Below are 23,590 nucleotides of genomic sequence, written 5' to 3'. Positions count from 1 at the left end.
AAAATATCGATTGATCGTGCAAATACTATTTTGAAAAAAGTGTACATATTATATAGAGGATAAGAATTATTTATTGTCTTATAGAAGTTTGTGGTGTACAGTTATTTTAACACTATCCAGGAGATAGTATTTCACTGAGAAACAGGAGGAAAAGATGATGAAGAAACCGGTTTTAGTAGTTATGGCAGCAGGAATGGGAAGTCGTTACGGTGGCCTGAAACAGATCGATCCTATTGATAAAGAAGGACATATCATTATGGATTTTTCTATTTATGATGCAGTGAGAGCAGGATTTGAAAAAGTTGTATTTATTATAAAGAAAGAAAATGAGGAGATGTTCCGTGAGGTGATCGGCAACCGGCTGAGCAGACAGATAGAGGTTGCCTATGTGTTCCAGGAATTAGCAAATCTTCCAGAGGGATATTCTGTTCCGGAGGGAAGAGTAAAACCGTGGGGAACAGGACATGCTGTGCTGAGCTGCATAGATGAGATTGACGGACCGTTTGCGGTTATTAATGCAGACGATTATTATGGAATGCATGCATTTAAGATGGCATATGATTTCCTGACTTCCAATCAGGAAGATGGAGACGTTTATCATTATATGATGGTCGGTTATCGCCTTGAAAATACCTTGACAGAGAATGGACATGTTGCAAGGGGGGTCTGTGTGACAGATGAGGAAGGTCATCTGATCAAGATCAACGAGCGTACACATATTGAGAAGCATGACGGTGGAACAGCGTACACAGAAGATGATGGTAAGACTTGGACAATGCTTCCGAAGGGCAGCATCGTTTCTATGAATATGTGGGGCTTTTCAGAAAGTATTTTGCAGGAACTGAAGGCCCGTTTTAAACCATTCCTCGATGAGGCACTTCAGAACAATCCTATGAAGGGGGAATATTTCCTTCCGTTTGTAGTGGATGAACTTCTTCAGGAAAAGAAAGCAACAGTCAGAGTCCTGAAGTCAGAGGACAAATGGTATGGAGTCACATACAAAGAAGATAAGCCGATGGTTATGAATGCGATCCAGAATCTGAAAGATCAGGGACTGTATCCGCAGAATTTATGGGAGGAAGCATAAGGTGGAAAACAGCAATAAAATATCCGAAGTGACAGAAGCTTTTAATTTGCCGGGTGAACTAAAAGAATGTATTCCGTATGGAAACGGACATATCAATGATACCTACAGGCTTACCTGTGAAACCCCGGAGGGGATCAGGCGTTATATTCTGCAGAGAATGAGCAGGCGTATCTTTAAGAATCCGCAGGAACTGATGGAAAATGTCAGCGGTGTTACTTCATGGCTCCGCAAAAAGATCATTGAAAATGGCGGCGATCCGGAGCGTGAAACTCTGACGCTGTTAAACAGCCGGGAAAATCTTCCATATTTTGTTGATTCAACGGGAGATTACTGGAGAATTTATCTGTTTATAGAGGGAGCAACCTGCTATGAACAGGTCAAGGATGATAATGATTTTTATCAGAGTGCAGTGGCGTTTGGACATTTTCAGAGACTTCTGGCAGATTATCCGGCAGAAACTCTTCATGAGACGATCAAAGATTTTCATAATACACCGGACCGTCTGAAGAAATTTAAAAAAGCAGTAGCTGAAGATGTATGTGGAAGAGCTGCAGCTGTTCAGGATGAAATCAACTTTATTCTGGAAAGAGAAGAACTGACACGGGCATTGTATGATATGCAGAAAGATGGAAGGCTTCCGCTTCGTGTAACTCATAACGATACCAAACTGAATAATATCATGATCGATGATAAAACCGGAAAGGCTGTCTGCGTGATCGATCTGGACACCGTGATGCCGGGGCTGGCAGCCAATGATTTCGGTGATTCTATCCGGTTTGGGGCAAGCACAGCACTAGAAGATGAAAGAGATCTCTCAAAGGTATCCTGTAATCTTCATCTGTTTGATGTTTATGCGAAGGGATTTATTGAAGGCTGCGGTGGTGCACTGACAGAACTTGAGATTGAAACCCTGCCGCTGGGTGCGATTCTTATGACTTTTGAGAACGGTATCCGTTTTCTTACAGATCATCTGGAAGGAGATCATTACTTTAAGATACACAGAGAAGGACATAATCTTGACAGATGCAGGACACAGCTTACTCTTGTTAAGGATATGCAGGAAAAGCTTCCGCAGATGAATGAGATCATTAAGAAATATAAGTAGATACAAATAAATATACAGAGCAGTATTCAAAAAAAGCTTCGGATCATTTAAGATCCGAAGCTTTTTGACTGTTTATCCTTTGACTCCACCGGAGGTAAGGCCGCCTACCAGATGCTTTTCGATAAGTACAAACAGAATGATAACAGGCACTGTAGCAAACAGAGAGGATGCAAACAGGTACTGCCATTCGATCATGTTGTAACCATTAAATATTGTGATACCAACAGTCAGAGGCTTGAACACGTCTGTTGAGATCAGGGTCAGGGCAACGGTATACTCGTTCCATGCATTGATGAAGATAAAAATCAGAGCAGTTACGATACCAGGTGCAGCAACCGGAAGCAGGATGCGGATCAGGGCAGAAACCTTGCCGCAGCCGTCTACAGTGGCAGCCTGTTCCATTTCCGGAGAAATAGAGATAAATGTACCGCGCAGGAGCCAGATCGCAAATGCCTGGTTGAAAGCGGCATTGATGAATACGAGGCCAATAAGGCTGTCTGTCATGCCAAAAACAGACATGATCTTATAGATACCAACCAGAAGGACTACAGGAGCAAACATCTGGGAGATGATAACGATTCCCAGAAAAACCTTTTTGCCTTTGAATTTCATTCGGGCAAGTGCATAGGCTGCCGGAATACCACATACGATCGCGATCAGAGTGGAGCCGCCTGCAACGATCAGGGAGTTCAGAAAATATCTGGAAAGAGGAGCAAGTGTCCAGATATCCTTAAAGTTCTGCCACAGCCACTGGATCGGGAGAAGTGTTCCCTCCGGAGAATAGATTTCTGCACGGCTCTTTGCTGCTGTCGTAAACATGACAAAGTATGGATACAAGGTAACCAGTACGACCAGAATAACAAAAAGATAAAGAAGAACCCGAAGGAGTATGCTTTTGGAGTCACGTGAATGATTTTTCATTAGTCTTCCTCCTCCTTTCTGAGTGAAACTACCATATAAACAGAAGCGCATATACACAGGATCAGAAATCCGATTACGGATACAGCGGCTGCTTCGCCGGATTTACCTTTGTAGAAAGCAAGTTTATAAAGATAGGTAACAAGGGTATCTGTGCGGCTTGCAGGATCACCTTTGGTGATCGTCCAGATGATAGGGAAGGAGTTAAATACATAAATGATATTTAATACCGTACTTACCGTCAGTGAGGATTTTACCAGAGGAATAGTGATCTTGAACAGTTTCTGCCAGTAGTTTGCACCGTCAACAGTAGCCGCTTCATAATAGGAGTTGTCGATACTCTGCAGACCGGAAAGAACACAGAAGGTAACGAATGGTACAGTTACAAAAATACCTACAAAGATTTCCCAGGCAAAATACGCGCCAGGGGTAGGGGTCCAGTTGACCGGGCTGGAGATCAGTCCGAGTTTCATTAAAAGAGTGTTCAGAGAACCATAGTCCTTGTCGATAATGAATTTCCATACACCTGCCTGAATGATCAGGGAAGTTGCCCATGGAAAAACAACGATCGCACGGACTGCTTTACGGAAACGGAAGGTATTGTTAAGGACCAGTGCGAGGATAAAACCGAACACTGTGGAGATCACAACAACGGCAACGGTCCATACAAGTGTATTTTTGAGAACCATCTTAAAAGTAGATCCCTTAAGGACTTTGGCGAAGTTGTCAAACCCACAGAAGCCTTTGATAAGTCCGGCTTTACTTACTTCACTTAAGGAAGTACGGAAAACTTCGAAAATCGGAAAGAGAATAAAGATTGTCATGATAAGGATGCTTGGAAGCAGCCAGAGATATGGCTCTATCGCAGCCAGCGTTTTCTTTTTTTTCATATTTCCACCACCAAATCGTTTGTCAAAAAGAAGCGGGAGCCGGTCACTAATGTCCGGCTCCCGGTTAAGTCGTGCCTAAATCTGGAGATCAGCCTGCGATATCAGCCTGAAGGTCATCGAGAAGTGTCTGCACATCATCACCAAGAAGTGCGTTCTGCTCAACTTCGATAACACCCTGTTTTACATCTGCCCATTCAGTCTTGGTTGCCGGGTAGAAGTTGCAGCTCTGGAGAATATCAATCCAGGATGCGAAGGTTTCGTCATCTTTTGCAAGAAGGTCTGCTGCTGTCTGGGTTGTTGGCAGGAATCCTTCGTATACCATGTAATCTGCGTAACGTGTATCATCGTAGAAGAAGTCGAAGAACTTGCTGATGGCAGCAGTACGAGCTTCCTGATCCTCTGCGGAGTCATCCTTGAATACTTCAAGACGGTCGCAAACACCCATAGCGATAGATTCGCAGCCTTCGTTTGCAGGGATGGTTGTTACATCGTAGTTGATATCATATCCACCATCGGAGAGATAGGTAGGAATGTTGTTCGGTCCGATCATCATGGCAACTTTGCCTGCACCAAACATATCCTGAAGATCATAACGTGTCTCATTTGCAGGATCGGAGTTGGTATATCCATCGTTTACAAGACCGACCGCAAAGTTCAGAGCTTCTACGTTTTTGTCACTGTTCAGAGCCCAGTCGCCGTTTTCATCAACAAATCCGCCGCCATTGTTCCATGTATAATAAGAGAATGCAGCCTGACCTTCGTCAGTTGTCATATCAATACCCCATGGATAAACGTCATCGCCGAATTTATCTTTGATCTTCTTTGCTGCATCCTGAAGTTCTGCCCATGTAGTAGGAACAGCTGCACCTGCTTCATCAAGGATATCTTTATTGTAGAAGAGTGCACGGCAGGAAGCGAGGATTGGTAATGCATATACTGTATCATCGATGTTGCTTGCATCCCAGAATGCCGGGAAGAATTTAGCCTGAAGTTCATCAGATGTATATTCTGTTGCAGGCATCAGCAGATCGTCAGCTACATAATCTGCAAGAACGTCGATATTCAGAATGTCAGGAGCACTGTTATTGGCAATCAGTGTATTAACCTTGGTAGCAAGGTCATTCCAGGAAATAACCTCCAGGTTCAGATCGATATCCGGATTTTCTGCTTCGAAATCTTTTTCGAACTGGGTCCACCAGGCCTGTGTCTGGGTACCATACTGGCTGATGATGACATCAAGAGTTGTCTTGTCATCTGCTGCAAGAACAGGCTGAGCCATTGTTGCTGTCATTGCCAGTACCATTGCTAAAGCGATTTTTCGTTTCATAAATAAATCCTCCCTTTTGATTGTGAAACTGACTAAAAAGTCAGCTTAAGTTCATAAGAAATCGTAAATATTAGCTTGATTATATATTTTGGAAACAAGTGTGTCAATAAAAATAGATAAAAATAACGAAAAAAACAAAAAAAATAATATATATTGCACAAAAAACACTATTGACATGGAAAAAGAGGGAATCAGAGAGCAATTAAAAACAGGAATATTCACCAGGAAGCAGTAAAATGAGCAGGTAATTTGAGAATGATCCAATGATTTTGGCAGAGAACAATTATAGTAAAATATGACGGAGTTTTAGTAAAATATGATGGAGGATTTAAGAAGATATTGTTAAAACAAAGGAATGGTGCTACAATGACATCGAAACAGAACCAGAACAAACGTCAGGAGGAGAAAACCATGGCAATTTTAGTAACAGGTGGAGCTGGTTTTATTGGAAGCCACACCGTAGTAGAACTTCAGAATGCAGGATATGATGTAGTAGTACTGGACAACCTGAGCAACTCCAGTGAGAAGAGTCTTGAACGTGTAGAAAAGATTACAGGTAAACCAGTTAAATTTTATAAAGTAGATATTCTCGACAGAGAGGGATTGAATGAAGTTTTCGAAAAAGAAGACATTGATTCCTGTATTCATTTTGCAGGACTTAAAGCAGTGGGTGAGTCTGTTGCAAAACCGTGGGAATATTATGAAAACAATATCGCAGGTACCCTTACACTGGTAGATGTAATGAGAAAGCATGGAGTCAAAAATATTATTTTCTCTTCCTCTGCAACTGTATATGGCGATCCGGCAATTATTCCGATCACAGAGGAATGCCCGAAAGGACAGTGCACCAATCCTTATGGATGGACAAAATCCATGCTGGAGCAGATTCTTACAGATATCCAGAAAGCAGATCCGGAGTGGAATGTAGTGCTTCTTCGTTACTTTAATCCGATCGGTGCTCATAAGAGCGGTCTGATCGGTGAGAACCCAAATGGCATCCCGAACAATCTGATGCCTTATATCACACAGGTTGCTGTGGGCAAGCTCAAAGAACTGGGAGTATTTGGAAATGATTATGATACACCGGACGGAACTGGTGTCAGAGATTACATTCATGTAGTTGACCTTGCAAAGGGACATGTAAAGGCTGTTAAGAAGCTGGAGGACAATTCCGGACTCAGTATTTACAATCTTGGTACAGGAAAGGGCTACAGTGTTCTTGATATTGTTAAGAATTTTGAGGCTGCAACAGGTGTAAAGATTCCGTACTCTATTAAACCACGTCGTGCAGGAGATGTTGCAACCTGCTATTCTGATGCAACCAAAGCTAAGAAAGAACTTGGATGGGAAGCAGAGTACGATATCAAAGATATGTGTGCAGATTCCTGGAATTTCCAGCAGAAGAACCCGAATGGTTATGAGGACTGATTTTTAACGTAATTATGAAATACCCCGATGGATCGTTTGAATGATCCATCGGGGTATTTTTACGTCAGAAAACTGTGAGTCAGTGATATTTTTTTTCTTTTTCAAATTTTGGTTCGCAGGTCAGTTCGATACCGAGTTTGCGGAATTCCCAGATATCAACAGAAGACAACATGACAGAAGTATGGGCCTGACAGCCTTTGAGGGTGTGAAGCTGCTCCAGTGCCAGACGTGCTTCCGGATTGCTTGCCGCGCTGACAGAGAGTGCGATCAGAGTCTCGTCTGTATGAAGTCTTGGATTTCTGCTTCCGAGATATTTGGTTTTGAGTTCTTGGATCGGATGGATTGCCTCCGGTGAGATTACATGATGTTTGTGGTCAATTCCGGCAAGTTCTTTCAGTGTATTCAGAATAAGCGCGGAAGAGGCTCCGAGAAGATCAGAGGTTTTACCATAAATAATACGTCCGTCAGGAAGCTCCAGAGCAGCAGCAGGTCCGCCTGTTTCCTGCTCTTTCTGAAGGCTTGCAGAAACAACTTTGCGGTCCTCAAGAGAAGCATGCGCCTGTTTCAGAAGAAGCTCGATTTTGCGTACCTCTTCCTCCGTACCGGTGCCGGTAAGAAGGGCACCGCAGCTCTTGTAGTAACGACGAATGATCTCCTGACGGGAAGCTTCGCAGCATACATCGTCATCAACAATACAGTTTCCGGCCATGTTGACACCCATATCGGTAGGTGACTTATAAGGGCAGTCGCCCATGATCTTTTCGAACATAGCCTGAAGAACAGGGAAGATTTCTACATCACGGTTATAGTTGACAGTTGTTTCACCGTAGGCTTCCAGATGGAACGGGTCGATCATATTGACATCATTCAGGTCAGCAGTAGCAGCCTCATATGCAAGATTGACCGGATGTTTCAGAGGAATATTCCAGATCGGGAATGTCTCAAATTTGGCATAACCGGCAGCAACTCCACGCTTGTATTCATGGTATAACTGAGAGAGACAGGTTGCCATCTTTCCGCTTCCTGGTCCGGGTGCAGTAATGACCACAAGTGGTCTTGATGTTTCGATATATTCATTTTTTCCATAGCCTTCATCGCTTACGATCAGAGGGATATTGCTTGGATATCCTGGGATACTATAATGGAAGTAAACTTTAATTCCGAGCTTTGCAAGACGGTTCTTGAAAAGAATTGCACTTTCCTGACCGGCATAGCGTGTAATGCATACGCTTCCTACATAGAGACCACGCTCTGTAAAAGCATCGATCAGGCGAAGCACATCCTCGTCATAGGTGATTCCAAGGTCACCACGCATTTTATTTTTGTCAATATCGGCAGCACTGATGACGATGACGATTTCAGCCTGGTCACTGAGCTGCATGAGCATACGGAGCTTGCTGTCTGGTTCGAATCCTGGAAGAACACGGGAAGCGTGGTAATCATCAAAGAGTTTTCCGCCGAATTCAAGGTAAAGCTTGTTGTCAAATTTGCTGATACGGTCACGGATATGTTCGGACTGCATTGTCAGATACTTTTCATTATCAAATCCAATTTTCATTTGTCGATTTCCTTTCCATCACACTTAGCTGCAGTTTGCAGTAACTTAGTCAAATGCATTCGCGTTTAGTATACTACAAACATTCACAGTTTTCCAGTTGATTTATAACGAAAATCTCTTTATAATATAGAAGATAATAAGAGGAGGAAAAGAATGAACGATCATATGGATAAGCGTCCGGATGATAATCGTCCGAACCGAAATAACCCAAAGAATCAGGGACCGAACAAGAATCGTCAGACTATTCTGGGATTTTTGATCTGCCTTCTGATCAGTTTAGTGTGTCTGAGTTTTGTGACAGATATGATGAGCGATAAATCCAGTGAGATCACATACGATAAATTTATCGAGATGGTAGATAAAGATCAGATCAGAGAAGTGACACTCCAGTCGGGAGTGCTGACTGTCGTTCCAAAACTTCAGAAATCTTACCAGAAAGAAAGCTACAAGGTCAATCAGATGGAGGATACCAGTGCATTGACTGAGAGACTGGAAGGTAAGGGAATTATTTTTAAATATGAACCGCCTGATGTGATGGGCGAGTTTGTTTCTACCATGATAAGCGTCCTGCTTCCAACAGTAGTACTGTTCTTTATGCTTCTGTATTTTATGCGTCGCATGAACAAAGGAAGCGGCGGAGGAATCATGGGTGTCGGCAAGAGCCGTGCGAAGGCTTATATCCAGAAGGAGACAGGAGTTCTTTTTAAAGATGTTGCAGGACAGGAAGAAGCGAAGGAATCTCTGCAGGAGGTCGTAGATTTTCTGCACAATCCGGGCAAATATACGCAGATTGGTGCGAAGCTTCCGAAGGGCGCACTGCTTGTGGGACCTCCGGGAACAGGTAAGACTCTTCTTGCCAAGGCCGTTGCAGGAGAAGCAAATGTGCCATTCTTCTCTCTGTCCGGTTCTGAGTTTGTAGAGATGTTTGTTGGTGTCGGAGCTTCCAGAGTTCGAGATTTGTTTGAGGAAGCCAAGAAAAACGCACCATGTATCGTATTTATTGATGAGATTGATGCCATAGGTAAGAGTCGTGATTCCAGATATGGCGGTGGAAATGATGAACGTGAACAGACACTGAACCAGCTTCTTGCAGAGATGGACGGATTTGATACTTCCAAGGGACTTCTGATCCTGGCGGCAACGAACCGTCCGGAGGTACTGGACCCGGCACTCTTGCGTCCGGGACGTTTTGACCGCCGTATCATTGTGGATCGTCCGGATCTGAAGGGGCGTGTGGAAATCCTCAAAGTCCATGCCAAGAACGTCATGCTGGATGAAACCGTGGATCTGGATGCCATTGCACTGGCAACATCAGGTGCAGTCGGATCCGATCTTGCAAATATGATCAATGAGGCGGCAATCCTTGCAGTCAAGAACGGACGCAGGGCTGTTTCGCAGAAGGATCTTCAGGAATCTGTGGAGGTTGTTCTGGTCGGTAAGGAAAAGAAGGACCGTATCTTAAGTGTACAGGAGAGAAGGATTGTTTCTTATCACGAAGTAGGTCATGCACTTGTGAATGCACTTCAGAAGGATGCGGAGCCGGTTCAGAAGATTACCATTGTTCCGCGTACCATGGGAGCGCTCGGATATGTCATGCAGGTTCCGGAAGAGGAGAAATATCTTAATACGCAGAAGGAACTGGAGGCAATGCTGGTAGGTTATCTTGGAGGACGTGCGGCAGAGGAACTTGTTTTTGACACCGTAACGACAGGAGCGGCCAACGATATTGAGCAGGCCACGAAGGTTGCGCGTGCGATGATCACTCAGTATGGTATGTCGCAGAAATTTGGCCTGATGGGACTTGCAACGCAGGAAAATCAGTATCTTTCAGGAAGAGCGGTGCTTAACTGTGGAGATGATACAGCAACCGAGATCGATCATGAAGTGATGCAGCTCCTTCATTATTCCTATGAAGAAGCCAAGAGACTTCTGAGTGAACACAGAGAAGCACTGGACAAGATCGCCGCTTATCTGATTCGCAGAGAGACGATCACAGGCAAAGAATTTATGAAGATCTTTCGTGCTGTTGAGAGAGGAATTGAGATTCCGGACAATCTGGAAGAACTTCCGGATTTTGACAGGAAAGAGGAAAAACAGACAGAAACCAGCAGTTCTGCCGGAGTAAGCCTTTCAAAGGAGCCTTTAGAGAAAGCAGAAGCAGCTTTTGAAGAACAGAAGATATCTGAGGAGTGTTCAGAAGCAGCAGAGGAAAACAACACAGAGGCCTGAGGAAACTGAGATATGTTTCAGATTGAAGAAGAATTAAAGAAGCTTCCCGCAAGACCGGGCGTGTACATTATGCACGATGAGCGGGATGCGATCATCTATGTGGGCAAGGCAGTCAGTCTTCGTAACCGTGTACGACAGTATTTTCAGAGCAGCCGTAACAAGGGAGCCAAGATCGAGCAGATGGTCACTCACATCGCAAGATTTGAATATATTGTTACAGATTCTGAACTGGAAGCACTGGTTCTGGAGAGTAACCTGATCAAGGAACATCGTCCGAAATATAACACTATGCTTAAGGATGACAAGAGCTATCCATTTATTAAGGTGACGGTGCAGGAGGCTTATCCCAGAGTCCTGTTTGCCAGACAGATGAAGAAGGACAAAAACAGATATTTCGGTCCTTATACAAGTGGCGGAGCGGTCAAGGATGTGATCGAGCTGCTGCGGAAACTGTATCAGGTAAGATCATGTAGCAGAAACCTTCCGCGTGACTGCGGGAAGGACCGGCCATGTCTGTACTATCATATGAAACAGTGTACCGGTCCCTGCACCGGGCATGTGGATCAGAAACAATACAGGGAAAACATTCAGAAGGTGATCCGTTTTCTGAATGGGGATTTTCAGGATACGATCGACGAACTTACGGACAAGATGATGACAGCTTCCGAGGAAATGCGTTTTGAGGATGCCGCCGGTTATCGGGATCTGATACAGAGTATTCGTAAGATCGGCGAGAGACAGAAGATTACTGCCTACGGAGAAGAAGACAGAGATATTATAGCTGCGGCAATGGATGAAAGCCTGGATCTTAAGGAACAGGATGCAGTTGTGCAGGTGTTCTTTATGAGAAGCGGCAGGATGATCGGCAGAGATCACTTCTATCTCAGGGTTGCCAGAGGGGATACACGTTCGCAGGTTTTGTCCAGTTTTCTGAAACAATATTATGCAGGCACACCGTTTATACCAAGAGAAATCATGCTGCAGACGGATATTGAAGACAGAGAAGTGATTGAGGAATGGCTGTCCTTCAGACGAAAGCAGAAAGTACACATTGTGATTCCTAAGAAGGGTACAAAAGAAAAAATAGTCGAGCTTGCCTGGGAAAACGCACGGATGGTTCTGGAGAAGGATCGTGAGCGTATTCGCAGGGAAGAGGGAAGAACGATTGGTGCAGTCCATGAGGTGGAAGAATGGCTTGGACTTACGGGCCTTGTCCGTATGGAGGCATTTGATATTTCAAATATCAGTGGATTTGAGTCGGTAGGTTCGATGGTGGTCTATGAGAAAGGAAAACCGAAGCGAAGTGATTATCGTAAATTTCGAATCAGATCGGTTCAGGGTCCGAATGATTATGCCAGTATGGAAGAAGTGCTGACGAGACGATTTACACATGAAAGTAATGGAGAGTTTGACAGCTTTGCCAGAATGCCGGATCTTCTTCTGATGGACGGAGGACGCGGACAGGTCAACATAGCACTTGGTGTCCTTGAGAAGCTTGGAATAGAAATTCCGGTCTGCGGAATGATAAAGGATGATAACCATCGTACCAGAGGACTGTATTACAATAATGTAGAGATTCCGATTGATACAAACAGTGAAGGATTTCGGCTGATTACCAGAATTCAGGATGAGGCACATCGATTTGCAATCGAATATCACCGTTCTCTCAGAAGTAAGGAACAGGTGCATTCCGTGCTGGATGACATTCCGGGAATTGGTGAGAGACGCAGAAAGGCTCTGATGCGCCGTTTTCGTTCGATCGAAGCAATCAGAGATGCATCAGAGGAAGAACTGACACAGACGGAGTCTATGAATGCAGGAAGTGCAAAACAGGTGTATGATTTTTTTCAGCGGTCAGATACCCTATGTGTTACCGACGAATGAGAAACAGGGCACTTGAAATATATAAACATTAAAGGAGAAGACATAATATGAAAGGTGTATTGATGACAAAAATGATTCAGGAACTGAATCTTAACAATCTCACTCCTGAGATCGATCTGTCAGACATGAGGATCATAACCGCGGAGATTAACCGTCCTGCACTGCAGCTTACCGGTTATCTGGAACATTTTGCTAATGAACGTGTTCAGATCATTGGATATGTAGAGTACACATATCTTATGCAGCTTAGTGATGAAAAACGTATGAAGACGTATGAACGTTTTATTTCCAGCAAGATTCCGTGTGTCATCTTCAGTACCATGACCAAACCATCTCAGGATATGATCGATATGGCTATCAAGTATAATGTGCCGACGTTTGTAACAGAGAGAACAACATCCAGTCTGATGGCAGAAATTATCCGCTGGCTTGGTGTGCAGCTTGCACCATGTATTTCTATTCATGGAGTTCTTGTTGATGTTTATGGTGAGGGAATCCTGATTACAGGAGAGAGTGGTATTGGTAAGAGCGAGGCGGCTCTGGAACTGATCAAGAGAGGACATCGTCTGGTAAGTGATGATGTGGTAGAACTCCGTAAAGTGAGTGATGTCACGCTGGTAGGCTCTGCACCGGACATCACCAGACACTTTATTGAATTGAGAGGTATCGGGATCATAGATGTCAAAACACTGTTCGGTGTTGAGAGTGTCAAGGATACGCAGTCTGTAGACCTTGTCATTAAGCTGGAAGAGTGGGATCGGGACAAAGAATATGATCGTCTGGGACTGCATGAGGAGTATACAGAATATCTTGGAAACAAGATCGTGTGTCATTCTCTGCCGATCAGACCTGGTCGAAATCTTGCGGTTATCGTAGAATCTGCTGCGGTAAACCACAGACAGAAAAAGATGGGATATAATGCGGCTGAAGAACTTTACAAACGTGTACAGGCAAACATTGCACGTAAGAGGGAAGAGTAAGACGCTGCAAATATTAATAAAAAAGTCAGGAGAGAGTGGCGAAAATGAAAACATATTGTTTCGGAATTGATGTAGGTGGCACTTCAGTAAAATGCGGTCTGTTCCATACAGACGGAACACTTGTAGAAAAATGGGAGATCCCGACAAGAACGGAAAATAACGGACAGAATATTCTTCCGGATGTTGCGGAAACAATTAATGCAAAGCTTGCAGAAAAAAATATCGACAAAGCAGATGTGGAAGGCGTTGGAATTGGAATTCCAGGACCGATCAACTCCAGAGGAGAGGCAGCATGTGCGGTAAACCTTTACTGGGGATTTACGCCGGTAGCGCAGATTTTAGGTGATCTTACAGGTCTTAAAGCACAGGCAGGCAATGATGCAAATGTTGCAGCTCTGGGAGAGGCATGGAAGGGCGCAGCAGCAGGTGCACAGAATATAATCATGATCACCCTCGGCACCGGTGTTGGCGGAGGAATTATTATCAATGGTAAGATCCTTGCAGGTTCTCATGGTGCCGGTGGTGAGATCGGTCATGCTCTTGTTGTCCGCGGTGAAGAAGAGAAATGTAACTGCGGAAATCACGGATGTCTGGAGCAGTATGCTTCAGCGACAGGAATCGTACGTGTGGCAGGAAGAGTGCTGGCAGCATCAGAAGATGACAGTACTTTAAGAGAACTTCAGAATATTACAGCCAAAGATGTTCTGGATGCGTTCAAGGCAGGGGATGCAGTGGCTGTCCGTATTATGGAATATGTAGGCGATCTTCTCGGAGGTGCTATCGCAGGATTTACAACGGTTGTTGATCCAGAGGCAATTGTTATTGGCGGTGGTGTGTCAAAAGCAGGACAGCCGCTGATCGACTGCATCGAAAAATATTATCAGAGATATGCATTTTCATCCTGCAAGGAGACACCGATCGTTCTTGCAACACTTGGAAATGATGCAGGAATTTATGGAGCAGCCAAAATGGTTCTCTAAAAACAGGATATACATATTTTGAACTGAACTTAAAGGGAAGAGATCTTTTTACGAGGATTTCTTCCCTTTTTTCTAAAAAAATAATACTTTTGGAAGAAAATGTGAAGTTTTTAATTGGGGCTTTATTTACGATTCTGTATTTGTTATAATAAAACGGACTGTAAAGGAGGAAAACCATGAATTACGGAAAAAAATCAGTTTCCAGAAAGCGGAATTCTCTGATATCCCGTACTGCGATGATGGGCAAGCGGGCACATGTCTCATTTATCAGAGTTTTGTTTGCAGTACTGATCACCATCTGTGTGGCTGTTGGCTGCGTAGGAATCGGCGCTTTTCGGGGAATTATAGACAATGCTCCCGATGTGAATGATGTGGATATCTCACCATTGGGTTATGCGACTTTTTTGTATGATGGTGATGGCAATCAGCTTCGTAAATTAACAGCACCGAGCTCCAACCGTCTGCCGGTTTCCATTGATCAGATTCCGACAGATCTGCAGCATGCAGTAGTTGCGATAGAGGACGAGCGTTTTTATGAGCATAATGGAATTGATGTTAGGGGAATTCTTCGTGCGTTTGTGAAGAATATTACTTCAGGAGATCTTTCTGAGGGTGCCAGTACAATCACACAGCAGCTTCTTAAGAACAATGTCTTTACCAACTGGACAAATGAATCTACCTGGCTTGAGCGTTTTACCCGTAAGATCCAGGAGCAGTATCTCGCAGTAGAAATCGAAAAGAAGATCAATGATAAGAATGTCATTCTTGAAAATTATCTGAATACCATCAACCTTGGGGCGGGAACTTATGGTGTACAGGCTGCTGCAAGGAAATATTTCAACAAAGACGTCTGGGATCTGAATCTTTCAGAGAGTGCAACTCTGGCAGGCATTACACAGAATCCTACACAGTTTAATCCGATTGAGCATCCGCAGGAAAATGCCAAGAGACGTAAGGAAGTTCTGGATCATATGATCACTCAGGGTTATATCACACAGACTCAGTACGATGAGGTAATAAATGACGATGTATATTCTCGTATTCGGGATGCACAGATCATGAATTCAGATACTGAAAATACAGTATATACCTATTTTGAGGATGAGCTTATTGATCAGGTGATCAATGACCTGATGAATATTAAAGGTTACACAAGAACGCAGGCACAGAATCTGGTATACAGTGGCGGTCTGAGTATTTATACAACACAGGATTCACAGATCCAGAAGATTCTTGATGAGGAATATGCAGATCCGTCAAATTACCCGGATTATGTCCAGTATGCGCTGGACTATGCTCTTACAGTCAAGAATCCGCAGGGAGAGGAAGAGAACTACAGCAAAGAAATGCTGAAGCTTTATTTCCAGAACGAGGATCCGGAATTTGACCTGTTATTTGATTCACAGGAAGAAGGACAGAGTTATGTTGACCGTTATAAGGAGAGTATTCTTGCAGATGGAAGTACTGTTGTTGCAGAACGTGTAAGCTTTGCTCCTCAGCCACAGTCTTCCATGAGCGTGATCGATCAGCATACAGGATATGTCAAAGCAATCGTAGGCGGACGTGGAGAAAAGACGGCGAGTCTTACCCTGAATCGTGCAACAGATACAACGAGACAGCCGGGATCTACATTTAAGATTCTTTCCACATATGCACCGGCTCTTAATGAGAAGGGCATGACGCTTGCGACTACATTTGAGGATGAGCCGTATAATTATCCGGATGGTTCACCGGTCAACAATGCTTCAAGAAGCTATAACGGAACGACAACAATCCGCAGGGCGATCCAGAATTCCATCAATGTTGTTGCTGTGAAATGTCTGGAAGAGGTTACACCGGAACTGGGCCTTCAGTATCTGGATAACTTTGGATTTACAACGCTGGCACATGGCACAGAAGCAGATCGTGATGCGAATGGAACCGTGTGGACAGATGCCAACCTTCCACTGGCACTTGGCGGTCTGACCAATGGCGTCACAAACGTGGAACTGTGTGCGGCATATGCGACGATTGCAAACAGCGGTAATTATATTGAACCACTTTACTATACCAAAATTCTGGATCATAATGGAAATGTCCTGATCGAGAAAACATCCGCGGGACGTTCTGTGATCAAAGAAAGTACGGCATGGCTTCTGACAAGTGCGATGGAGGATGTTGTGACACAGGGTACAGGTACAGCCTGCCAGCTGGATAATATGACAGTTGCAGGTAAGACAGGTACAACAGATGCGTACAATGACCTTTGGTTTGTCGGATATACACCGTATTATACCTGTGCAGTATGGTCCGGATTTGATAATAATGAGAAACTGCCGGAAGATGCAAGGAATTTCCATAAGAATCTTTGGAAGAAAGTTATGACCCGTATTCATGAGGGACTTCCGGACAGAGATTTTGAGATGCCGGCAAGTGTAGAGAAAATCAGTATCTGTTCAGAAACAGGACTCCTTCCGCGAGCAGGCTGTCCGGTTATCACAGAGTATTTTGATATTGGTGATGTTCCAACGGAGTATTGTGGTCAGCATTTCTATGGATATTCTGAAGATAACAATGACAGTATGCAGGAATATACTACAGAAGAGGGTACCTATAATCCTGATGGTACGCAGACGGACAATACCGGAGATAATACCGGAGACAATACCGGAGACAATACCGGAGATTCCACTGGAGACAACACCGGAGATAACACAGGAGATAATACCGGAGACAATACCGGAGGAAACGAAGGTGGAGGAGATAGTACCGGAGGAGACGAAAGTGGAGGAGATAATACCGGCGGTGGCGATGAAGGAGGAAACCCTGGAGGAGACGAAGGTGGAGATTCCACTGGCGGCGATGCCGAAGAATAGTAAAACATGAGTAACTGCGAGGGTACTGAACAGTTACAAGTATAAAACAGCAGCAGGCTGCAATCATCTGGCAGGATGGTCGCAGCCTGTGTTGTACAGGCAGGGAGGGAATGAAATGGAGCAATACAAAACTGTGCTGGAGGGCGGTACAGGAGAAATTATTGAGAAAAAATCACGTTTTATAGCGACAGTGCGTCCAGTCAGAAATGAAGAAGAGGCATTGGCTTTTCTGGAGGAAATGCGCAAACAATATTGGGATGCAAGACATAATTGTTATGCATACTCTGTCGGAAGGAACAGAGAATATACAAGATGCAGTGATGATGGAGAACCGTCAGGAACCGCAGGGCGTCCGATGCTTGATGTTATTCTGGGAGAAGATATTTATAATATTGCGGTGGTCGTGACAAGATATTTTGGAGGTGTACTTCTCGGAACAGGAGGACTGGTCAGAGCGTATTCCAAAGCTGTACAGGAGGGGCTTTCCGAAAGCCTTCTGATCGAGAAGAAAAAGGGGATTTCTCTTAAAGTAACAACAGATTATACTGGAATCGGAAAAATCCAGTATATTGCCGGAGAACGCCAGATTCCGATGCTGGACAGTGAATATACAGATAAAGTGGTTTTGAAACTTCTGGTTCCAAATTCTGAAACGGATGCGGTACAGAAAGCCATCACAGAAGGAACGAACGGCAGAGCTGTAATGGAAAAGGAAAAGGAACTATATTTTGCAAAGGTAAACGGAGATGTTCTTACCTTTGAGGACTGATATTAAGGCAATAAAAAAGTTGGGTGCACGCAGAAGCATGTCCCAGCTTTTTTACTTTATAACATCAGATCAACATTTCTCCGGTTCTGGATATTCTACACCGAAGGTATCAACAGTCATAGATTTGATTTCCTGCTCATCCAGAGGACGATCCCTGAAATCAGTTTCTGTCTCGGCAATTTTATTCACAACATCCATGCCCTCGATGATCTTTCCGAAGGCAGCGTAGCTTCCGTCAAGATGTGGAGCAGCTTTGTGCATAATGAAGAACTGGCTTCCTCCGGAGTTTGGATGCATTGCTCTTGCCATGGAAAGAACACCAGGTGTATGAGCAAGATCGTTTGCAACACCATTCTGGGCAAATTCACCCTTGATGCTGTATCCAGGGCCACCCATTCCGGTTCCATCCGGGCATCCTCCCTGGATCATAAAGCCGTTGATGACACGATGGAAGATCAGTCCGTCATAGAAGCCATTCTTTACAAGACTGATAAAGTTATTGACAGTGTTTGGTGCGATTTCCGGATATAATTCAGCTTTCATTACGTCGCCGTTTTCCATAGTAATGGTTACGATCGGATTTTTATTTGCCATAATCATGATCTCCTTTTGCAAAAAGTATTGTTTTTCTTTGTGGGCTCTATTATAATATGCAAAGAACAATTCTGCAAGGAAAAAGGTGATTTGCGTGATAATAGAAACGAAAAATCCGGAGGAAACATTTGCCCTCGGACAGGAGATCGGAAGAAATGCAAAACCCGGACAGGTCTATACACTGACTGGTGATCTGGGAGTCGGAAAGACTGTATTTACACAGGGAGTAGCTGCGGGACTGGGAATTACAGAACCGGTAAACAGTCCTACGTTTACGATCGTACAGGTGTATGAGGAGGGCAGACTTCCGTTTTATCATTTTGATGTATATAGGATCGGCGATATTGAAGAAATGGAAGAGATCGGTTATGATGACTACTTTTTTGGCGGGGGAATATGTCTGATTGAATGGGCAGAACTTATAGAGGAAATTTTGCCAGAGGACAGGATTTCCATAACCATTGAGAAAGATCTTTCTAAAGGCTTTGATTATCGACGTATTACGATTGCAGGGCTGGAGTCATAAGAAATTAAGATTTCGGATTGAGGAGAAAAACATGAAAATTTTAGGTCTTGACAGTTCGGGGATTGTAGCCTCTGTAGCTGTTGTAGAAGATGATATTCTGGTAGCAGAATATACAGTAAATTACAAAAAAACACATTCGCAGACATTACTTCCAATGTTGGATGAGATTGCCAAAATGACAGAGCTTGATCTGAATACGATCGATGCGATTGCAGTAGCAGCAGGTCCGGGATCTTTTACTGGACTTCGTATCGGTTCAGCAACAGCGAAGGGGCTTGGCCTTGCTCTTAAGAAACCGCTGATAGCGGTTCCGACTGTAGAGGGTCTTGCCTATAATCTGTATGACACAGACGGACTGATCTGTCCGATCATGGATGCGAGGAGAAGACAGGTTTACACAGGAATCTACCGCTTTGAGGAGCACAGACTTGTGACAGTGGAGGACCAGATGGCTGTGCCGATGGAAGAAATGATCAGGAAGCTGAATGAATACCAGCAGCCAGTGACATTTCTCGGAGACGGAGTGCCGGTTTTTGCGGATATGATAGCTGAGAAACTGAATGTGCCGTATTCTTTTGCTCCTGCACATGTGAATAAGCAGAGAGCGGCAGCGGTTGCAGCACTTGGACTTATTTATTATAAAGAAGGAAGAACACAGACAGCAATGGAGCATATTCCGGATTATCTGCGTGTATCACAGGCAGAGCGCGAACGTGAAGAACGACAGAAGAAGGAGCGGGAGGCGGCACAGTCCGGAGAACAGATATGACTTTCCGGGAGATGCTGACAGAAGATCTGGATCAGGTCATGGAGATTGAGACAGATCTTTTTGCCATGCCGTGGACTAAAGAAGGAATGTTTACTTTTCTGACAAGAGAGGACACGATGTTTTTTGTAGCAGAAGAAAAGAACAGGATTCTTGGATACTGTAGTATGCAGACAGTACTGGATGAGGGAGACATCCTCAATGTAGCGGTATGCAGAGATCGTCAAAAGGAAGGGATTGGCTACTTTCTGGTAAACAGCATGCTCATGCTGGCGGAAGCACAGGGAATCCATCTGGTTCACCTCGAAGTACGGGAGGGCAATGGAAGTGCCCGCAGACTCTATCAGAGACTGGGCTTTCTGGAGGATGGACTTCGCAAAAATTATTATACTGACCCGCAGGAAAATGCGGTTCTTATGACAAAGAAACAATAATGGAATAGAAAACGAGGAAAAATATGTTAGATGTTTGTTTACTTGGAACCGGAGGAATGATGCCGCTTCCAAGACGCTGGCTGACCGCTCTTATGACCAGATATAACGGAAGCAGCCTGCTGATCGACTGTGGAGAGGGAACACAGGTGGCGGTGAAGGAAAAGGGATGGAGTTTTAAACCTATTGATGTGATCTGCTTTACTCATTATCATGGGGATCATATCAGTGGACTTCCGGGGCTTCTTCTTACAATGGGCAATGCAGATCGAAGTGAGCCGCTTACCCTTATCGGACCAAAAGGACTGGAGCGGGTTGTGAATGCACTTCGCGTGATCGCACCGGAACTTCCTTTTGAGATCAAGTTTATCGAGATTACGAAACCAGAAGAAGTGATAGAAATTAATGGCTACAGGATTACAGCGTTCAGAGTGAATCATAATGTGATCTGCTATGGCTATACACTTGAGATTCTGCGTCAGGGCAGGTTTTCACCGGAACGTGCCAGAGATCAGGGAATCCCTCTGAAATTCTGGAATCCGCTGCAGAAGGGACAGACGATAGAAGAAGACGGTATTGTTTATACACCTGATATGGTGCTTGGACCAGAGCGAAAGGGGATTAAAGTCACCTATACTACAGATACCAGACCAACAGAGTCTATTTTGCGCAATGCAAAGGGGTCAGATCTCTTTATCTGTGAGGGAATGTATGCGGAGGATGAAAAGATTGAAAAGGCAAAGGGTTACAAGCATATGATGTTCAGAGAAGCAGCGACGCTTGCAAGGGATGCGGAGGTTGGAGAAATGTGGCTGACGCATTTCAGCCCTTCGCTGATCCGACCGGATGAATATATGGATATGGTAAGAGGGATTTTTCCGAATGCATATCCTGGTAAAGATGGCAAAAGCGTAGAATTGAATTTTGAAGAAGACTAGAGGTGCCTTATTATGGAAGATACATTAATTCTTGCAATAGAAAGCTCCTGCGATGAGACAGCAGCCTCCGTAGTAAAAAACGGCAGGACTATTTTATCCAATGTGATATCGTCGCAGATAGAACTTCATAAATTATATGGAGGAGTTGTGCCGGAAATCGCTTCTCGTAAGCATATTGAGAAGGTAAACCAGGTGATCGAGGAAGCTCTTAAGGAAGCGGACGTGACGCTGGATGATCTGGATGCGATCGGAGTTACTTATGGACCGGGACTTGTGGGTGCACTTCTTGTAGGCGTGGCAGAAGCAAAGGCAATTGCATATGCGAAAAAACTTCCTCTTGTGGGTGTACATCATATTGAAGGACATGTTTCCGCAAATTATATAGAACATCCGGATCTGGAACCGCCGTTTTTGTGTCTGATTGTTTCAGGCGGTCACACACATCTGGTTATTGTCAAAGATTATGGGGAATTTGAAATCCTCGGACGTACAAGAGACGATGCGGCGGGAGAAGCTTTTGATAAAGTGGCCCGTGCGATCGGGCTGGGCTATCCGGGCGGTCCGAAGATAGACAACTTATCAAAAGAAGGAAATCCGGATGCTATTGTTTTTCCCAGGGCTAAAATTGGGGATTGTCCGTATGATTTCAGCTTCAGTGGAGTGAAATCAGCAGTATTGAATTATCTGAATCAGGCACAGATGAAGGGCGAAGAGGTAAACCGTGCAGATCTGGCCGCGTCTTTTCAGAAAGCAGTCGTAGATGTGCTTGTGGAACATACTATGCAGGCTGCCAGGGACTATCATATGGATAAGATCGCAATAGCAGGAGGAGTAGCGTCGAATGGAACTCTTCGTGCGGCGATGGAAGAGGCATGCAGTAAGCATGGATACAAGTTTTACCGTCCGTCACCAATTTTCTGTACAGACAATGCGGCGATGATCGGTGTGGCAGCATATTATGAATACAAAAAGGGCACCCGTCATGGCTGGAATCTGAATGCAGTGCCGAATCTCAGACTGGGAGAGAGATAAAACAACAGTTATGGAGGACTTATTATGAAACAGGAGAAAAATACAGCAATTGTTCTGGCAGCAGGTCAGAGTAAAAGGATGAATAGCAGGATTCAGAAACAGTTTCTGGAAATTGATCATAGACCGGTACTGTATTATTCACTGGAGTGTTTTCAGAAAAGTCCTCTGATACAGGATATTATTCTGGTAACCGGAGAGGAAATGATTTCCTATTGTAAAAAGGAAATTGTGGAACGCTACAATTTTACAAAAGTGACAAAGGTGATCGCCGGCGGAAAGGAACGATACGATTCCGTCTATCAGGGACTTCTTGCCTGCGAGGACTGTGATTATGTTTTTATACATGATGGAGCAAGACCGTTTGTAACAGAAGCAATGTTGGAAAGGGGCGTTTTTGGCGTGCAGGAGACAGGAGCCTGCGCAATTGGAATGCCGTCCAAGGATACAATCAAAATTTCAGATAAAGAGGGGTTTGTTCAGTCAACACCGGACCGCAGCAGGGTATGGTCTGTTCAGACACCTCAGATTTTTGCCTATTCGCTGATCAGATCGGCACATGAGAGCCTACGAAGAAAAGATATGACCGGAGTTACAGATGATGCCATGGTAGTAGAACAGGAATCGGGGGTCAGAATCCGCCTGGTAGAGGGCTCTTATCAGAATATCAAGATCACAACACCAGAAGATCTCGACATTGCAGAAACTTTTTTGAAAAAATATAAAAAAATGTAAAATTAGGTGTTGACAGGAGAAACATTCGATGATAGAATATGTCTTGCGCTGACAGAGAAGCGCAAAAAACAAAGAAATATATATGGAGAGATATCGAAGCGGTCATAACGAGGCGGTCTTGAAAACCGTTTGTCCGCAAGGGCGCGTGGGTTCGAATCCCACTCTCTCCGCTTGTTAAGAATAAAAACTTGCAAAAAAAGTTAAAAAAGTTCTTGACAAACAAGAAATGACACGATATAATATAAAACGCTTCTGGTAAAACGGAGCGAAAAAACAATTGTGTAGGGCAATTTGGAGAAGTACCCAAGCTGGCCGAAGGGGCTCCCCTGGAAAGGGAGTAGGTCGTTAATAGCGGCGCGAGGGTTCAAATCCCTCCTTCTCCGTTTCAAAACTTCTTAAATAAAAAGTTTTGAAAAAGTTAAAAAAGTTCTTGACAAATAGTTGAGAATAAGATACAATAAACAAGCTGTCTGAGAGATAACAGCAAAGAACCTTGATAACTAAACAGTGAAACACATACGATTCTCGAAAATTCTTAACGAATCATCATTCAATAGAATG

Annotated in this window: 20 protein-coding genes and 2 tRNA genes; 17 read left to right on the top strand and 5 right to left on the bottom strand. The window is 44.1% G+C overall.

Annotated elements, in window-relative coordinates; genetic code table 11:
- Positions 1 to 157: 157 nt before the first annotated feature.
- Together GT674_RS13775 and GT674_RS13770 are read left to right on the top strand one after the other, a co-directional pair.
- Entirely contained in the window at positions 158 to 1,087 is a 930-nt protein-coding gene (locus tag GT674_RS13775; RefSeq protein WP_161286238.1) for a sugar phosphate nucleotidyltransferase, read from the top strand.
- Position 1,088: 1 nt separating this feature from the next.
- Complete coding sequence (locus GT674_RS13770) at positions 1,089 to 2,192, top strand: phosphotransferase enzyme family protein (protein ID WP_161286231.1); 1,104 nt, start codon at positions 1,089 to 1,091, stop codon at positions 2,190 to 2,192.
- 72 nt (positions 2,193 to 2,264) lie between these two features.
- On the opposite strand, the gene GT674_RS13765 is transcribed toward GT674_RS13770, so the two are convergent.
- The 3 genes from GT674_RS13765 to GT674_RS13755 form a co-directional block, all read right to left on the bottom strand.
- Complete coding sequence (locus tag GT674_RS13765) at positions 2,265 to 3,113, bottom strand: carbohydrate ABC transporter permease (RefSeq protein ID WP_161286230.1); 849 nt, start codon at positions 3,111 to 3,113, stop codon at positions 2,265 to 2,267.
- Entirely contained in the window at positions 3,113 to 4,000 is an 888-nt protein-coding gene (locus tag GT674_RS13760; protein WP_161286229.1) for a carbohydrate ABC transporter permease, read from the bottom strand. The genes GT674_RS13765 and GT674_RS13760 overlap by 1 nt, the downstream gene beginning before the upstream one ends.
- Before the next feature lie 88 nt (positions 4,001 to 4,088).
- Complete coding sequence (locus GT674_RS13755; protein ID WP_161286228.1) at positions 4,089 to 5,327, bottom strand: extracellular solute-binding protein; 1,239 nt, start codon at positions 5,325 to 5,327, stop codon at positions 4,089 to 4,091.
- 411 nt (positions 5,328 to 5,738) lie between these two features.
- Here GT674_RS13755 and galE point away from each other — a divergent pair, with 411 nt between their 5' ends.
- The gene (galE, locus tag GT674_RS13750) at positions 5,739 to 6,755 is read left to right on the top strand and encodes a UDP-glucose 4-epimerase GalE (RefSeq protein WP_161286227.1); all 1,017 of its coding nucleotides are present in this window, start codon (positions 5,739 to 5,741) and stop codon (positions 6,753 to 6,755) included.
- A 79-nt stretch (positions 6,756 to 6,834) separates the two neighbouring features.
- Here galE and GT674_RS13745 read toward each other — a convergent pair whose 3' ends face one another.
- Positions 6,835 to 8,313: a DUF1846 domain-containing protein gene (locus tag GT674_RS13745; RefSeq protein WP_161286226.1), complete on the bottom strand. Its 1,479-nt coding sequence runs from the start codon at positions 8,311 to 8,313 to the stop codon at positions 6,835 to 6,837.
- 153 nt (positions 8,314 to 8,466) lie between these two features.
- Between GT674_RS13745 and ftsH the strand changes: the two genes are divergently transcribed.
- From ftsH to GT674_RS13715, 6 genes are all read left to right on the top strand, one after another.
- Positions 8,467 to 10,542, top strand: a complete 2,076-nt coding sequence (gene ftsH, locus GT674_RS13740; RefSeq protein WP_243149132.1) for an ATP-dependent zinc metalloprotease FtsH — start codon at positions 8,467 to 8,469, stop codon at positions 10,540 to 10,542.
- Between the two features lie 12 nt (positions 10,543 to 10,554).
- Positions 10,555 to 12,426, top strand: a complete 1,872-nt coding sequence (uvrC, locus tag GT674_RS13735; protein ID WP_161286225.1) for an excinuclease ABC subunit UvrC — start codon at positions 10,555 to 10,557, stop codon at positions 12,424 to 12,426.
- Positions 12,427 to 12,473: 47 nt separating this feature from the next.
- Positions 12,474 to 13,406 (top strand): HPr(Ser) kinase/phosphatase, encoded by a 933-nt coding sequence (hprK, locus tag GT674_RS13730; protein WP_161286224.1) that lies wholly within the window; start codon positions 12,474 to 12,476, stop codon positions 13,404 to 13,406.
- Positions 13,407 to 13,450: 44 nt separating this feature from the next.
- Positions 13,451 to 14,386, top strand: coding sequence for an ROK family glucokinase (locus tag GT674_RS13725; RefSeq protein WP_161286223.1), 936 nt, complete (start codon positions 13,451 to 13,453; stop codon positions 14,384 to 14,386).
- A 176-nt stretch (positions 14,387 to 14,562) separates the two neighbouring features.
- Complete coding sequence (locus GT674_RS13720; RefSeq protein ID WP_161286222.1) at positions 14,563 to 17,241, top strand: PBP1A family penicillin-binding protein; 2,679 nt, start codon at positions 14,563 to 14,565, stop codon at positions 17,239 to 17,241.
- Positions 17,242 to 17,356: 115 nt separating this feature from the next.
- Complete coding sequence (locus GT674_RS13715; RefSeq protein WP_161286221.1) at positions 17,357 to 18,010, top strand: YigZ family protein; 654 nt, start codon at positions 17,357 to 17,359, stop codon at positions 18,008 to 18,010.
- A 69-nt stretch (positions 18,011 to 18,079) separates the two neighbouring features.
- Here the strand turns inward: GT674_RS13715 and GT674_RS13710 are convergent, their stop codons facing one another.
- Positions 18,080 to 18,604, bottom strand: coding sequence for a peptidylprolyl isomerase (locus tag GT674_RS13710; protein WP_161286220.1), 525 nt, complete (start codon positions 18,602 to 18,604; stop codon positions 18,080 to 18,082).
- A gap of 94 nt (positions 18,605 to 18,698) precedes the next feature.
- Here GT674_RS13710 and tsaE point away from each other — a divergent pair, with 94 nt between their 5' ends.
- The 8 genes from tsaE to GT674_RS13670 all read left to right on the top strand — a co-directional run bounded on the left by tsaE (position 18,699) and on the right by GT674_RS13670 (position 23,412).
- A complete protein-coding gene (gene tsaE, locus GT674_RS13705; RefSeq protein WP_161286219.1) occupies positions 18,699 to 19,130 on the top strand; it encodes a tRNA (adenosine(37)-N6)-threonylcarbamoyltransferase complex ATPase subunit type 1 TsaE in 432 nt (143 codons plus the stop codon).
- Positions 19,131 to 19,161: 31 nt separating this feature from the next.
- Positions 19,162 to 19,899: a tRNA (adenosine(37)-N6)-threonylcarbamoyltransferase complex dimerization subunit type 1 TsaB gene (tsaB, locus tag GT674_RS13700; protein ID WP_161286218.1), complete on the top strand. Its 738-nt coding sequence runs from the start codon at positions 19,162 to 19,164 to the stop codon at positions 19,897 to 19,899.
- On the top strand, positions 19,896 to 20,330 hold the full coding sequence (gene rimI / locus GT674_RS13695; protein WP_161286217.1) for a ribosomal protein S18-alanine N-acetyltransferase: 435 nt from the start codon (positions 19,896 to 19,898) through the stop codon (positions 20,328 to 20,330). Before tsaB ends, rimI begins: the two co-directional genes overlap by 4 nt.
- Before the next feature lie 23 nt (positions 20,331 to 20,353).
- Positions 20,354 to 21,265: a ribonuclease Z gene (locus GT674_RS13690; RefSeq protein WP_161286216.1), complete on the top strand. Its 912-nt coding sequence runs from the start codon at positions 20,354 to 20,356 to the stop codon at positions 21,263 to 21,265.
- 12 nt (positions 21,266 to 21,277) lie between these two features.
- Positions 21,278 to 22,297 (top strand): tRNA (adenosine(37)-N6)-threonylcarbamoyltransferase complex transferase subunit TsaD, encoded by a 1,020-nt coding sequence (tsaD, locus tag GT674_RS13685; protein WP_161286215.1) that lies wholly within the window; start codon positions 21,278 to 21,280, stop codon positions 22,295 to 22,297.
- A 24-nt stretch (positions 22,298 to 22,321) separates the two neighbouring features.
- Complete coding sequence (gene ispD, locus GT674_RS13680) at positions 22,322 to 23,029, top strand: 2-C-methyl-D-erythritol 4-phosphate cytidylyltransferase (RefSeq protein ID WP_161286214.1); 708 nt, start codon at positions 22,322 to 22,324, stop codon at positions 23,027 to 23,029.
- An 84-nt stretch (positions 23,030 to 23,113) separates the two neighbouring features.
- Positions 23,114 to 23,199, top strand: a tRNA-Ser gene (locus GT674_RS13675).
- Positions 23,200 to 23,322: 123 nt separating this feature from the next.
- Positions 23,323 to 23,412 (top strand) — tRNA-Ser (locus tag GT674_RS13670).
- Positions 23,413 to 23,590: the final 178 nt, after the last annotated feature.

This window comes from Blautia sp. BIOML-A1, assembly GCF_009883055.1.
Taxonomy (GTDB): domain Bacteria; phylum Bacillota; class Clostridia; order Lachnospirales; family Lachnospiraceae; genus Blautia_A.
This window is presented reverse-complemented; position numbering and strand designations above follow the sequence as displayed.